Source organism: Aquirufa rosea (assembly GCF_004118285.1).
GTDB classification, from domain to species: Bacteria; Bacteroidota; Bacteroidia; order Cytophagales; family Spirosomataceae; genus Aquirufa; species Aquirufa rosea.
Map to the genome: position 1 here is coordinate 379115 of NZ_SDHY01000001.1, position 14057 is coordinate 393171.

General features: G+C 39.2%; 11 protein-coding genes. 3 read left to right on the top strand and 8 right to left on the bottom strand.

Annotated elements, in window-relative coordinates; all coding sequences use genetic code 11:
- Nucleotides 1-18 precede the first annotated feature (18 nt).
- Together ESB04_RS01695 and ESB04_RS01700 are read left to right on the top strand one after the other, a co-directional pair.
- The gene (locus ESB04_RS01695; RefSeq protein WP_129025599.1) at nucleotides 19-2499 is read left to right on the top strand and encodes a PIG-L family deacetylase; all 2481 of its coding nucleotides are present in this window, start codon (nucleotides 19-21) and stop codon (nucleotides 2497-2499) included.
- Nucleotides 2496-4589 (top strand): penicillin acylase family protein, encoded by a 2094-nt coding sequence (locus ESB04_RS01700; protein ID WP_129025601.1) that lies wholly within the window; start codon nucleotides 2496-2498, stop codon nucleotides 4587-4589. Before ESB04_RS01695 ends, ESB04_RS01700 begins: the two co-directional genes overlap by 4 nt.
- A 36-nt stretch (nucleotides 4590-4625) precedes the next feature.
- On the opposite strand, the gene ESB04_RS01705 is transcribed toward ESB04_RS01700, so the two are convergent.
- Genes ESB04_RS01705 through ESB04_RS01720 form a run of 4 tightly spaced genes read right to left on the bottom strand, consistent with a single transcriptional unit; the run spans nucleotide 4626 to nucleotide 8488 of the window.
- On the bottom strand, nucleotides 4626-5477 hold the full coding sequence (locus ESB04_RS01705; RefSeq protein WP_129025603.1) for a 3-hydroxyacyl-CoA dehydrogenase: 852 nt from the start codon (nucleotides 5475-5477) through the stop codon (nucleotides 4626-4628).
- Between the two features lies 1 nt (nucleotide 5478).
- Entirely contained in the window at nucleotides 5479-6507 is a 1029-nt protein-coding gene (locus tag ESB04_RS01710) for a phosphotransferase family protein (protein ID WP_129025605.1), read from the bottom strand.
- Nucleotides 6504-7715, bottom strand: coding sequence for an acyl-CoA dehydrogenase family protein (locus ESB04_RS01715; protein ID WP_129025607.1), 1212 nt, complete (start codon nucleotides 7713-7715; stop codon nucleotides 6504-6506). The genes ESB04_RS01710 and ESB04_RS01715 overlap by 4 nt, the downstream gene beginning before the upstream one ends.
- Before the next feature lie 5 nt (nucleotides 7716-7720).
- Complete coding sequence (locus ESB04_RS01720; RefSeq protein ID WP_129025610.1) at nucleotides 7721-8488, bottom strand: glucose 1-dehydrogenase; 768 nt, start codon at nucleotides 8486-8488, stop codon at nucleotides 7721-7723.
- Nucleotides 8489-8599: 111 nt separating this feature from the next.
- Between ESB04_RS01720 and ESB04_RS01725 the strand changes: the two genes are divergently transcribed.
- Nucleotides 8600-9565 carry a zinc-dependent alcohol dehydrogenase family protein gene (locus tag ESB04_RS01725; protein ID WP_129025614.1) on the top strand — a complete coding sequence of 322 codons (966 nt, stop codon included), beginning with the start codon at nucleotides 8600-8602 and terminating at the stop codon, nucleotides 9563-9565.
- A 104-nt stretch (nucleotides 9566-9669) separates the two neighbouring features.
- On the opposite strand, the gene ESB04_RS01730 is transcribed toward ESB04_RS01725, so the two are convergent.
- The 4 genes from ESB04_RS01730 to ESB04_RS01745 all read right to left on the bottom strand — a co-directional run bounded on the left by ESB04_RS01730 (nucleotide 9670) and on the right by ESB04_RS01745 (nucleotide 13877).
- Entirely contained in the window at nucleotides 9670-10857 is a 1188-nt protein-coding gene (locus ESB04_RS01730; protein WP_129025617.1) for an alpha/beta hydrolase family protein, read from the bottom strand.
- A 25-nt stretch (nucleotides 10858-10882) separates the two neighbouring features.
- Nucleotides 10883-11254, bottom strand: coding sequence for an iron chaperone (locus ESB04_RS01735; RefSeq protein ID WP_129025620.1), 372 nt, complete (start codon nucleotides 11252-11254; stop codon nucleotides 10883-10885).
- A 326-nt stretch (nucleotides 11255-11580) separates the two neighbouring features.
- Nucleotides 11581-12426, bottom strand: a complete 846-nt coding sequence (locus tag ESB04_RS01740; protein ID WP_129025623.1) for a ThuA domain-containing protein — start codon at nucleotides 12424-12426, stop codon at nucleotides 11581-11583.
- A 77-nt stretch (nucleotides 12427-12503) separates the two neighbouring features.
- Complete coding sequence (locus tag ESB04_RS01745) at nucleotides 12504-13877, bottom strand: M20/M25/M40 family metallo-hydrolase (RefSeq protein ID WP_129025625.1); 1374 nt, start codon at nucleotides 13875-13877, stop codon at nucleotides 12504-12506.
- Between the last annotated feature and the right edge of the window lie 180 nt (nucleotides 13878-14057).

Here is a 14057-nt window from a genome sequence, read left to right on the forward strand (position 1 = left end):
GCCAGGATTATATTCTTCATGAAAAAAATTTTAACGTACATATTCTCCCTCTGTAGTTTTTACAGTTTTGCCCAACAAAGCAATGCTCAGTTATTCGAGGATTTACAATCTATTCAAGTTTTGGGAACGGTCTTGCACGTAGCTGCACACCCAGATGATGAAAGTACACACATGTTGACATGGTTTGCTCAGGAACAACATTGGGAAGCGAATTATTTCTCTTGTACGCGCGGTGATGGGGGTCAAAATTTGATAGGAGATGAGCAAGGGGTGCCATTAGGTCTTTTAAGAACTCAGGAATTATTAGCTGCCAGAAAAATTGATGGGGCTCACCAGTATTTTTCTCAGGCATTAGATTTTGGTTTTTCTAAATCAACTGATGAAGCTTTAAGTACCTGGAATCATGAATTAATCTTATCCAATTTAGTATGGGTCATCAGAAAACTACAGCCTGATATAATTTTCACACGTTTTCCTCCAGATTCCCGTGCAGGTCATGGTCATCACTCGGCCTCGGCCGCATTGGCTATTGAAGCTTATTCAGCAGCGGCTGATCCAAATCGTTTTCCAGAGCAATTACAAAGAGGAGTGAAGCCTTGGCAGGCTAAACGCTTATTGTGGAATACTTTTCGTTTTCCGGGTTCTGCTAACAGTACCATCAATGAAAACCAATTCAAAATTCAAATTGGCAATTTCCTTCCCGCATTAGGTGTAAGTACTGGGGAATTGGCAGCATTGAGTAGAAGTCAACACAAATGCCAGGGTTTTGGCTTTGCGGCAGACCGAGGATTGAGTACTGAATATTTCGAAACCTTAGCAGGTGATGCTCCAAAACAATTTTTGTGGGATGGAATAAATACAAGCTGGTCAAGAGTTCCGGGGTCAGAATCAGTTGAGGCGCAGTTGAAAGAAATTATTAGGCAATATCAATGGGAAAAACCCTATGCCAGCGTTAAGGCAATGATTGCTTTAAAAAAGACTATAGAGGCTTTGGCTCCATCCACCTATCAGCAAAAAAAACTAGCTCAAGTGAATCAATGGATATTGAAAGCAGCCGCGCTTTATGTATCAGGGACTACCCAACAAAGCACTATAGCCACTGGAGATACGCTTCAGTTTAAAACAGAAATGATTTTGAGAAGTCCTTTGGCCCTAGAAAATGTAAAAGTTAGGGTATTGGGCAAAGACACTACTTTTTCTGGAAAAATCAATCCTTCTAGAAAGCTCATTTGGAATGCCAAAGTGGCCATTAATCAATCCTACACTCAACCTTATTGGTTACAAAAACCAAGAAATGCAGGACATTTTGTGGTAGAAAATCCCAATAAAATTGGTCAAGCCGACGTGGATCCTGCGGTCACCCTTCAGGTAAGTTTTCAACTAGAAGGTGAAACTTTCACGTTGGAGCGAGCAGTTCAACAGATGTACGTGGATCCAGTAAAAGGGGAAATTTATCAACCGATTGCTATTACACCTAAGAGTATTTTTTCTTTAAGCTCCAACGTACTTTTATTGCCAAGTGGTTCTAAAGCAAGCAAAAATACATCGGTCAACATTACTGCTATGACCCATATTGCCCCAGGAAAAGTAGAGGTGAAAAATGAGCTAGGAGAGGTGATTGGCACATTTAATTTAGAGAAAGGACTAAAAAAGGGTGAAAAAAGATCATTCACCATTTCTTTCAATGAGGCTTCCTTACGAGCGAATGGCAAGATTCACCACCAATTATCCTTGGCTTATTCGACCAATCAAGGAAATTGGACAGATTCTCTGGAATTGCATACTATAGAATATACCCATATTCCTACGCAGCGCTATTTCACCTCCGTAGGTTTAGATATTATCCATAGCCCTATTGTTACCAAAGGTAAACGTATTGGTTATATCCGTGGGGCTGGAGATAAAGTTCCTGAGGCCTTGATTCAAATGGGTTATCAGGTTGATTTCTTGTTAGAAAGTGATTTGAAGTCTGAATCTTTGAAAAAATATGATGCTATTGTTACGGGTGTAAGAGCCTATAATACAGAAGATTACCTAGGAAATGCTTATCCTGAATTGATGAAATACATTGAAAATGGTGGTAATTATGTCGTACAATATAATACCGCTAGTTTTTTAGGACCCATGAAGTCGCAAATGGCCCCATATCCATTCCAAGTAGGCCGTTCACGAATCACACGGGAAAATGCACAACCCGAATTTTTAATGTCCAATCACTCGGTATTTACCCAACCCAATAAAATCACGGCCGAAGATTTTCAAGACTGGGTACAAGAACGAAGTATTTATTTAGGTGAATCAAATGATTCTCATATTGAATTTCCATTGGCATTTACAGATCCAGGGGAAAAGTCGGAAAAAGGCAATATTGCCATAGCCAAATATGGAAAAGGCCGATTTATTTACACGGGCTTGGTGTTCTTCCGTCAACTACCTGCAGCAGTTCCCGGTGCCTACCGATTATTTGCCAACTTAATCAGTAATCCAAATAGTAAATGAAATTAAAATATCGAGGCATTTTTTGCTTAACGCTTATTCTGTTATTGGGAAATTGGGAACTTTCCGCACAATCCTATTCATTTCCACTCATTAGAAAAGAAAAAATACAAATTGCAAGGGACTCCTACGGAGTCCCACATATTTTTGCACCTACAGACCCTGAAGTTGCATATGGCTTAGCTTGGGCGCATGCCGAGGATGATTTTAAAACCATTCAAACGCTCATTCTTACAGGAAAGGGCAAATTAGGCACCTATTTAGGCAAGAAAGGTGCTCCTGTAGATTATGTTTTTGGTCTTTTGCAGACTAAAAAATTAGTCGAGGAACAAATTAGTTCTATGGACCCAAAGTTCATCATGCTAATCAAAGGCTATTTGTTGGGATTACATGCCTATGCTAATGCCCATCCTAAAGAGGTCTTAAATAAACATGTCTTTCCTATCACGGTGGAAGAATATTTATCCACCACCGTTTTTTCTGTGGCAGTTTTTTGTGGCGTGGAAAGAACTCTTCCAAAACTATTAAATGGCAGTATAGCCACTTTACCTGGATTTACAGGAGAAGGTAGTAACTCCTTTGCGATACATTCGTCCAAGTCGGAAAGTGGAGAAAATATGCTGGTCATCAATGCGCACCAACCCATCGAAGGAGCAACTGCTTTTTACGAGGCTCATCTTCAAAGTGAGGAGGGTTGGAATATGTTGGGAGGATTATTTCCAGGTGCGCCACTCATTTTTCATGGAACAAGCACAAATTTAGCCTGGGCACATACGGTTAATTTTCAGGATAAAATAGATGTATATCAGCTCAGAACAGATGCTAAACATCCGGGAATGTATTGGGTAGATGGCGACTGGCTTCCCTTACAAAAAAGAAAAATCAAATTGAAAATCAAGGGATTACCTTTCAGTATATCCAAATGGGCTTATAAATCCATTTATGGCCCTACCGTAAAAGGGCCTATAGGAGCCTATTTTTCTATGCGATTACCTTCCTTGATGGATGCCAAGGCGCTTGAACAATGGTACCATATGAATCGAGCAAACAATTTTGGTGAATTTAAAAAAGCATTGGAGGAGAATCATTTAGCCATGTTCAACATACTTTATGCTGATAAGGATAACCACATATTTTATGTCTCCAACGGTAAAATGCCCTTTAGAAATCCAGACAAAAAATTCAATTGGTCATCTACATTACCTGGAGATACTCGTGCTAGCTTATGGAATTCTTTCAAACCATTTGCTGCTTTACCACAATACCTTAACCCTAAAAGTGGTTATTTATTCAATACCAATCATTCTCCCTTTTTGGCAACCGCAGACAGTGAAAACTTAAATCCTGCTGATTTTGATCTAAATGATGGCTATGAATTGTATCACAATAATCGAAGTGCAAGAGCCAAGGAATTATTGGATGCGGAAGATAAGATTAGTTATGAGGAATTAAAAAAAATCAAGTTTGACCGTCAACTACCCAAAAAGATTTTATATCCCTATGGTTACCATGCTGAATCACTCTTTCAAGTAGACGCTAATCAATACCCTCATATAAAAACTTTAGTGGAAAAACTGCAATCTTGGGATCATGTGGCAGCACCAGAAAGTCAAGGTGCACTCATTTACCTCATGGCATATTACTATATTCCCAAAATCATGGAAGGAAGATCTGATCAAAAACTGAGTTTGGCAGAAGCCGTAAAAGTTTATGAACATATTCAAGAAACCTTAATCAAAAATTTTAAAAGAACTGATTTGAGTTTAGGAGATGTACAGCGATTGGTCAGAGGAAAGGAAGATTGGCCGCAAGGAGGAATGCCTGATGTGTTGGCAGCTGTAATGTCCGTGGAGATGGAAGGAGGTAAAAGAAGAATGAACAGTGGTGATGCTTACATACAGTTTGTTCGCTTTCCCAAAAATGGTGGCTTGCCCTTGATTGAATCCGTGAATACTTTCGGTGCTAGTTCTCAACCCAATAGCCCTCATTTCGCCGACCAGCGCCCATTGTATCAAGCTCAAACACTTAAGCCTATGACCTTGGATAAAAAGACAGTATTGGAGCAGGCAAAGAGGATTTATAATCCGGAATAAAGAATGTAGAATTTTTAGCTATGAATAAATCTACATTTATTTACTTGTGTATTTATAAAAGCCTTCTCCGGTTTTTTCACCTAATTTCCCAGTATCGATGTAGGTTTTCAATAAGGCAGCAAAGGCCTGAGAATTCGCATCGGGTAATTGGTGGGTGACGTGCCAAGCGGTATCTAGACCAATTTGATCCAAAATAGCAAATGGACCCATAGGTACATGAAAATTCACTTTCCAGGATAGGTCAATGTCTTCAATAGTAGCTACCTGATTGACTAAAAGTTTTCCTGCTGCACCTAAAAAAGACAAAAGCATGGCATTAAAAATATAGCCATGATTCTCTTTTCGAACGTAGACGGGCACTTGATTCAGTCTGCGTCCAAAATCCTGCAGAATAGGAATCAATTCCATGTTGGTTCCTGGATGTGGCATGATATCCACCACCCGAGAATAAAAAACATCATGAAAATGAAAAGCACAAAATTTCTCTGGTCGACCCGTAAAGGAAGCCAAAGAGGAGGGAAGTAAATAAGAGGTATTGGTGGTAAAAATTGTTTTTTCTGGGGCAATTTCACCCATCCTCGTCCACACTTTCCTTTTGATTTCGATGTCCTCAGTCACCGATTCAGAAATGATATCAGCCTGGTTCACAGCCTCTTGATCATTCAAAGTATAGCTTAACCGATTTAATGCTAATTGAATATCTTCTGCAGTATAAATTTGGCTGGATACCAAACTTTTAGCGATTTTTTCAATCATCTTTTTAGATAGTTCAAACGACTTTTCATGAATGTCATACACCTTTACCTGGAAACCAGATAAGGCAGATTGAAAAGCTATTCTAGTCCCTAAAGTGCCAGCACCTAAGATGCAAACATGTTGAATATCCATATTAAATTCGATTTGTTAATATACTTTGAATGGCTAGTTTGGCACAAGCTTTTACCACATGTATCAATTCCGCAAACCGGGAATCAGGAGCAAAACCTTGCAAGTGACGCTGGTAGATTTGCTGGGCTATTACTCCAACCTTAAAAAGTCCAAAAGCGTAGTAAAACGAAACATTATCCAAGGATATCGAACTGTGTTTGGCATAATATTCAATAACCTCCTCACGGGTAAAATTGCCCTCTGCATAGGATAAATTAAACATCTTCAATATTTCTGGATCTTTAGCCTCCGCCCAATAGGCTAGTAGTGTTCCTAAGTCCATGCGAGGATCACCAACAGTGGCCATTTCCCAATCCAAGACTGCTATTACCTCAGGCTTCTCCCAAGAGGAAAGAACGAGATTGTCATATTTAAAATCATTGTGAATAAAGCCTACCATTTCATCGGTCGGAATATGCTCTTTTAACCAAGAAGCTAAATTCGACATATCTAGAATTTCCTCCGTTTGAGCATTATCATAACGATCAGCCCATCCAGTGACCTGACGCACCATGTAACCTTCAGACTTGCCTAATTTACCCAAACCTGACTGGTCTAGATCCAATTGATGTAATTCCAACAATACATCTAGGGAATGAGCTGAAAGATGGCGAAAAAATGAACTAGGCAAATGCTGTGCTTCAGGCATTTTATTTCTCAGTATCGGGCCTTCTACATGTTCCATAACAAAAAAGGGTGCTTCCCAAATAGACTCATCTTCGCAACAAAGTATGGGCTTAGGGATTTTATGATAGCCCGCCTTTTCCAAAGCCTGTAAAATTCGGAACTCTCGGACCATATCATGTGCCTTAGAAATCTTTTTCCCTAGGGGCGGCCTCCGCAAGACCCATTTTTTTCCATGCGCCTCTATTCCAAAAGTCAAATTAGAAAAGCCTCCTCGAAATGGACTGATTTGCCATTCCGATTCAGGAATGCCCAAATTTTCGGACAAATATTTCCAAAGTGAGGCGTTTTGCTCTACATCCTTCATTTGGCTGAATAATTTTTGATGATTCGTTTGGCTAATACGGTCTTGTGCACTTCATCTGGTCCATCATAAATTTTCGCACCTCGCTCATGTCTATACCAGAATGACAAAAGAGTATCATCCGTGATGCCTAAAGCTCCATGTACTTGAATGGCTTTGTCTATCACCCGCATCAGCACATTAGACACGTAGAATTTAATCGTTGAAATATCTTCTTTTGCCGCTTTTGCACCATATTTTTCAATCAAATAGGCAGTTTGTAAAACCATCAATCGAGATGCTTTTATTTCAGCTGCACTTTCCGCTATTCCATGCTGAATGCTTTGTTGGTCGGCCAAGAAGTGATTCGGGTTTAATTCTCTACTAGAAGCTCTTTTGCAGGTCAATTCCAATACTCTTTCACAAATTCCTATCCAACGCATGCAATGATGTATCCTACCTGGGCCTAGTCGCTCTTGAGCTAATGCAAATCCTGCACCTGCTTCACCTATCAAGTTAGAAGCAGGTACTCTACAATCCTTAAATGCCACTTCACCATGAGATAAGTAATCTTCACCTTCATCACCCATAATGGAAATGTTACGGATAAGTCGGTATCCAGGATTATCCAATGGAACTAAAATCATGCTGGCCCTTTGATATGGATTTAGATTTTCCGGGTCAGTTATAGCCATGACTATGGTAAAATGAGCCCCATCAGCAGAAGAGGTAAACCATTTGTGACCATTGATCACAAATTCATCTCCATCTAACCTAGCTTGAGTAGAAAGGTGAATGGGGTTACTTCCTGCGTGCTCTGGTTCAGTCATGGCAAAGCAGGAACGAATCTCTCCTTTTTGTAAAGGAATCAGATAGGTCGATTTTAATTCCTCTGATGCAAAGCGATGCATCAATTCCATGTTTCCTATATCAGGCGCTTGGCAATTAAATACATAATGTCCTAAGGGGCTTTGTCCAAGAATTTCGGATATAGAAGCAAATTCCAATAAACTTAGTCCCAAGCCACCCTCTTGCTCGGATAAGTGTGGGGCAAATAGGCCTTCTGACTTGGCTTTTTTTCTTAATGCATTCAGGGAAGGTAAATGAGCCTTAAAGGAACCATATATAGCACCTTGCTCTAAGGGAATCAGTTCCTCTCGAACAAATTGTTGGTAACGAGGTATTAGTTCTTTTACTCGATCTGAAATAAATAAAGCGGGTATAGCTTCCATAAGTTCTAAATAGTAAAACCTCCGTCAACAGTTAATACAGTTCCCGTAGTATAGGCTGATGCCTCTGAAGCGAAGTACAAGGCTGCTGCAGCTATTTCGTCGGGTTTTCCCACCCGTTTAATAGCCAATCCTTTCATCATTTGTTTTAAAATATGCTCATTATCCCATAAGGCTTCCGAAAACTTAGTTTTAATTAGCCCTGGACATATCGCATTCACGCGGATACCATGCTCCCCCCATTCTTTGGCAAAAACCTCCGTCAAAGAAATCAATGCAGCCTTGCTGACACTGTATATCCCTAATCCTGGTTCAGGAGATAAACCACCGATGGAAGAAATGTTAATGACGGAGGCTACCTCGGATTTTTTCAAGTAAGGAAAACATAGCTTCATCAATTGAAATGGTGCTTTCAGATTGACTTCAATAATCTTGTCAAATGCCTCCAAGCTAGTATCTTCCACAGGTCCAAACACTGGATTAGTGGCCGCATTATTCACCACAATATCCAATTGACCAAATAATTCAATCGTTTGATCTACCAATGATTGTAAATCATCCATGTGACCCACATGACAGGCGATGGCTTCAACCTCCAAACCTTTTTCCCTCAATTCCTGAGCCATCTCATCCAAGGCTTCTTGCTTCCTACTACTAATGACAACTTTCGCACCAGCTTGGCCAAAAGCCTCCGCGATACTTAGTCCAATACCTTTACTGGCTCCGGTGATCAAAGCCACCTTGCCGTCTAGGGAAAATAATGAAAATGGATACATAAAATATTGTTTTCTTAAGAAACAATTTAAGCATTCTAAGCATTAATTGAGTCAGCCATCCATATTTTTTTTATATATTCCTTATTATTTCAAAGCCAATAACTTAATAGCATGAAACAAGTCATTTTTGAACAAACTGGATTGCCTGAAGAGGTCCTGCAATATGTCGATGCTGCCATGCCTGAACCTAAGGAGCAGGAGGTAAGAATCAAGGTTTTAGCTAGAAATATTAACCCTTCCGATATCATGTTTATCCAAGGTATGTATGGTATTCAGCCCAAACTCCCTTGTAGCGCAGGATTTGAAGCGGTAGGAATTATAGATGCTTGCGATAGTTCAAGTTTATATCCCTTGGGCACACGAGTAATATTTACGGCCATAGGTACTTGGAAAGAATACGTATGCGTACCAGTTCATTCACTTATACCTGTGCCTGAAAATATGAGCAATGAAGTGGCTTGTCAAGCCTTTATAAATCCTTTAACAGCCTATGCCATGTTGGAGGAAAGTGGTTTGCAGGCAGGAGATAAGCTACTCATCACGGCAGGAGCCTCTGCCTGGGGTAAATTGGTCATACAAATGGCCAAACAAAAAGGCATCTGGGTGGCGGCTACTGTCCGACAAGAGGCTCAAAAACAACTGCTGTATCAATTAGGTGCAGATCTAGTCATTAATACCGAAGAGGAAAAGATAAGCGCCAGAATGAAGGAATCAGCACCGCAAGGAGTTCCGTGTATTTTTGATGCCGTGGGTGGAAAATTAGCGGCACAAATATTACCATCTTTGGCATATGGCGGAACCATGCATGTCTTTGGCTTATTGAGCTTAGAAAATATTCCCCTGAATTCAGGATTATTAATTTTCAAGAATCTAAATGTAAAAGGATTTTGGTTAACTAGTTGGATGGAAAAAAGTAGTCCGGAAAAAAGAAAACAAGCTATTCATACTGTTTTTCAACATTTAAGCAACTCCAGTCTTCAAGTTGATATAGCAGGAACCTTTCCCTTAGAGGAGTTTCAAGCGGCCATAAAAGCTTATAATTCTCCCGGTAGAAATGGGAAAGTACTTTTAATGTAGAATGGAGAATTACAAATTTGGTTGATGAAATATCTTTTCATGATATTCCTTAAACCCAATAGTATATGGTTTAGCTCAATTCTTCATTTTCCATTCTACATTAACTACAACATAGCCATCACGGCTTCATCACCTTGAAGTGCATTTTGTGGAATAGGATGTTGCTCATTGAAGACGCATAATTCTTGGTTAGTAAGAATGACAGATTTACTTTCATCCACTTCACCCCGTTTATTTAGCACTAAATTCATATCCATACTCAAATGCTTAGCCAAGAAAGGATAGAGCGCCATTCGCTTATTTACCCCATAATCATGAACATCTTTGGCTAGGTGTACATTTTCAACCAAATTTTCCTGATTAAATAGGCTATAAATCTGCTTAATGAAGGGGTATTCCACTTGGGGAGTATTCTTAGTCCAATCAGCTCCATCTGAAATCAACAGCATAGGTCTCGGTGCCGTCAAAGCAGCTATTTCTACGTTATTTGTTTGATAATCTCCTTTCTTGTGAATGGGCATGCCACTTTCGCAATTACATCCTCCAAAAAAATGAGCAGAAACCATCACACATGGTACAGCTACTTTGATGCGGTTATCCAGAGCTGCCAGCAGAAATGTCTGCGTTCCGCCACCCGATTCACCTGTCATGGCTATCCGTTGGGAATCTACCTGCGGTAAGCTCATAAGAAAATCTAAAGCACGCGTACTGTTGATGGTTTGAAGTTTCAAGGATTTTTTGAGGTTATGAGTACACTGATGCGAATCGCCATAACCTATCATATCATACGTAAAAACAATGGCACCCATTCGTGCAAGAGTGGCACATCGACGCTGTGTTTGTTCTCTAAACCTACCCTCAGATGCGCCATCATGTCCATGGGTACATAAAATACCAGGGTAAGACTTATTAGATTCCAAAATTGCAGGTCTATATAAATTCCCAGTCACATAAAATCCAGGAATACTTTCAAACGCCACATTTTCTATGGTATAACCATTATACTCCTTGCGGCTATGTATAATGGGACTGCTTTTGGGGGCATTAGGCATTTTAGTCAATTCCATCCCCGTTTTTAATTGCTTGATAATTTGTTCTGAACGTTTTTTCCATGCTTTAAGCGAACTAGGTCGATGTTGTTCCAAAAAAGCCCTCCCTTGTTCCTCTGTAAAATAGCCTCCTCTACATAGCTCAGGCTCATCTCCAGCAAGCCACGCCGTTGGATCAGGTAAACCCAAAGCACTCAAAGCTAGGCTACTTGATTGCAAAAAATGACGTCTATTAATTTTCATAAAGTATAGGTTTAGAATTTGATTGTTATTTCTTGTTTTTAAAAATACTCATTTCTTGCATTCTAAAACGAATCATTTCTTGAATAAGAGATAGGGGTAATTCTTTATTCATGGGAAATTGAATGGTTCCTTTGGACATTTTGAATTCCTTAGAGTAGGACTGAAAGGCGAGCAAACAAGAAGCATGTGGAAATAAACTAATATGCTCCTTAAATGCACCAAAATATGCAACAATTTTACCCTTCCACTTAAAAGCTGGCATTTGATAAGAAATGAGTTCTACAGCCTCAGGAATTATTTCATGAATACAAGAACGTATCTCCTGCAAACGACTTTGTTGAGAGGAATCTTGACAGGCTATATAATGGTCTATGGAATGATAATTAAGCTTATCCATATTTAATTTTAAAAATCAAAATAATACCTTCGTTTAATGTATAATTTTAAAGCATTTCGGCCCTAATATATTCCTTGATGTTTAAAAAGTTATAATATACCAAACTCATTTATTAACATCTGTATTTCCTTCGGCCAAAGTGCCATTGTATTATCTATTTCTTGTTTAAAAATTTAGAATTAATCGATATACCACAGATATCCAGGAAATAAGCCATATGTGTCATTCGTATCAAGCTGGTGTTCCCGGTGGGTTCATCTAGCTTTTATATTGATAATACGAATACCCAGCAAATCAAACTAATTTATCCCTCCAAGGATCAAAAATTAATCGTTGAAATGTAATTTATCATCCCTATTCGATGAAAAGGCTCGATTAAAATCGATTCCTTTAGATTGATTAGCCACATATTTAATTCCTTGTAAAAGGTGATTACTATATAGTGGATTTTGATAATCCACTTTGGAATGCCCAAGGGTAGTTACCCAAACATGCCCTCCTTGGAAATCCTGGTACCAAACAGCAGGAAAATAATCCCCAAAGGTTCCTGCATTTTTAAGGATTAAATCAGATTGCTTTTTATCCAAAGTAGAAACATCGTGCATCATGAGAACTTTGATGCCTGGGTACATTTCTCTACCAAAATAACACTCATCTTCTTTAGTCCAAACACTTGGAATACCCTCCATGGATGGATGCTTAGGATCTATATTAATGACAGAGAATGATTGAAAATTAGCATGCCAAGTAAAGGTTTCACCCACCATCATTTTAAACCAAACCCATTTTCTCTCTGTCCCAGTGACGGAATGCACCCCCACAAATCCACCACCTGCCTCGATGTACCTCCTAAATGCCAACCGTTGCTCATCGTTCGCAAAGACATCATTATTGGTACTGGTAAAGATAATCAGGGTATACTTTTTCAAATTGTTTTCGGTAAATACGTTTGGGTCATCCGAAACATCTACTGAAAACTTATGCTGCTTACCCAAGTCTCGAATACATTGAACAGCAGAGGGAATGTTATCATGAACATAACCCACTCCATTTTTGGTGTAAACCAAGATTTGACTGTTTTTTAATTTATTCTTTTGCGCCCAAGCAGGTGATAATAAGGTACCCAAGCCAAGAATTAGCACTAAAAATGCCTTTAAAAGTGAATATTTCATAGTAAAGATTCTGCAATATTTCTATCATTGTTATTAAAACCCGATAGACACAAATTTATACTCATTTGGCCATTCCATTAAGGATTCGCACCATGGTGATCCATTAAATAGATAATACCGGCCATGTTGACTGCACCCCACAATAATTCCCTTTTGTTGACATTTTCAAAAACATCGGTTTTGGCATGATGCAAATCAAAATAACGCTGACTATCTGGAATTAATCCCGACAAAACCATGCCAGGATTGACCTTGACCAGTGGGGCAATATCCGCCCCAGTGCCACCCAAGGTTAATTCACCCCCATAAGGTTTGAAAAGGGGAGACCAAAGCTCAAATTTTTTCCATTGTTCTGGAGAGCAACTTATACCAATGGATCTTGGGGTAAATCCACCTTCATCACTTTCTAAAGCATATACATGTTTTTCTTTGTTCAAAATAGCCTGATTAGCATATTCATTGCCACCACGCATGCCATTTTCTTCATTGGCAAATAGAACAAATCGAATCGTGCGTTTGGGTTGATATTTTACTGCTTTCATAGCACGAAGAATCTCCATGGTTTGTACTATTCCAGCACCATCATCATGTGCTCCTTCATTCACATCCCAACTATCCAAATGTCCTCCAACTGTAATTATTTCACTGGAAAATTCAGATCCTTTGATTTCAGCCACCACATTATTTTCGTCCGCATCGGCTAAAAAATATCCATAAGTTTGGAGTTGTACCCTGATTTTTGAGCTTTTGCTTAATTTAAACAGCTCCTGGGCATCCACAGGACCTAAGGCCAAAGCTGGAATTTTAGGATAGGCTTCATCATAAGTCATGCTTCCTGTATGGGGTTCATTGTCTGTGGCAGAGCTTAAAGAATGTATCATGATAGCCACGGCTCCATATTTTGCAGCCTTACTAGCCCCAACACGCCTAAAAACTCCAGATTCGGCATAAGCCTTAAACGTTTGAAATTTGGTAGGGTCAAAAACGCTATGAAAATACACGACTTTCCCTTTAATTTCCTCTTGTCGCTTTTCCATCTCCTCAAAACTGCTAAATGCGATTAATTCCGCTTCTTTAAGGCCATTGGATCCTAAAGAATTACCTAAGGCCAAAGCTTTCAAAGGACGAATAACCGCTTTGCCATCGATGGAAACAATAGCTGCATAATCTTGTCCTCCTCTTTTCCAATTGGGTGTCTTAACTGCCTGAAAATACACTTTATCTGCGCCTAATGCTTCTAAATTTCTTTTAGCCCAAAGGGCAGCCTGCTGTTGTTGGGGTGAACCCGCCAAACGACCACCGATTCCCTTGGTCAATTCCCTTAATAAATCATAGGCCTTGCCATTTCGCATGATTTCATCTGCCATTTTCTTGATAATAAGGCTATCTTGTTGATATTGAGCAGTTAAGGCGAAAGGTAAGCAGTAAAATAAAAAAAATAAATAGCGCATAGTTAGGTGAATTAACATGAAATGTAAATATTATTTTGTTCAATTTTGCACTTTGGCAATATTTTGTATTAATCTAAGAAAGATCAATCAGAAAAAATCCTAATTTTCGTTAAATAAACTCGAAAATTTTGCAATAATTAAAAATTGTCCTTTAGTTTTGCTCGCAACGAATCAAAATCG

What these genes read in the sequence shown, in the direction of transcription:
- ESB04_RS01735 (WP_129025620.1), bottom strand. Translation starts at nt 11,254, where the DNA reads ATGGATAAGCTTAATTATCATTCCATAGACCATTATATAGCCTGTCAA.
- ESB04_RS01695 (WP_129025599.1), top strand. Translation starts at nt 19, where the DNA reads ATGAAAAAAATTTTAACGTACATATTCTCCCTCTGTAGTTTTTACAGT.
- ESB04_RS01745 (WP_129025625.1), bottom strand. Translation starts at nt 13,877, where the DNA reads ATGCGCTATTTATTTTTTTTATTTTACTGCTTACCTTTCGCCTTAACT.
- ESB04_RS01725 (WP_129025614.1), top strand. Translation starts at nt 8,600, where the DNA reads ATGAAACAAGTCATTTTTGAACAAACTGGATTGCCTGAAGAGGTCCTG.
- ESB04_RS01700 (WP_129025601.1), top strand. Translation starts at nt 2,496, where the DNA reads ATGAAATTAAAATATCGAGGCATTTTTTGCTTAACGCTTATTCTGTTA.
- ESB04_RS01730 (WP_129025617.1), bottom strand. Translation starts at nt 10,857, where the DNA reads ATGAAAATTAATAGACGTCATTTTTTGCAATCAAGTAGCCTAGCTTTG.
- ESB04_RS01715 (WP_129025607.1), bottom strand. Translation starts at nt 7,715, where the DNA reads ATGGAAGCTATACCCGCTTTATTTATTTCAGATCGAGTAAAAGAACTA.
- ESB04_RS01740 (WP_129025623.1), bottom strand. Translation starts at nt 12,426, where the DNA reads ATGAAATATTCACTTTTAAAGGCATTTTTAGTGCTAATTCTTGGCTTG.
- ESB04_RS01720 (WP_129025610.1), bottom strand. Translation starts at nt 8,488, where the DNA reads ATGTATCCATTTTCATTATTTTCCCTAGACGGCAAGGTGGCTTTGATC.
- ESB04_RS01705 (WP_129025603.1), bottom strand. Translation starts at nt 5,477, where the DNA reads ATGGATATTCAACATGTTTGCATCTTAGGTGCTGGCACTTTAGGGACT.
- ESB04_RS01710 (WP_129025605.1), bottom strand. Translation starts at nt 6,507, where the DNA reads ATGAAGGATGTAGAGCAAAACGCCTCACTTTGGAAATATTTGTCCGAA.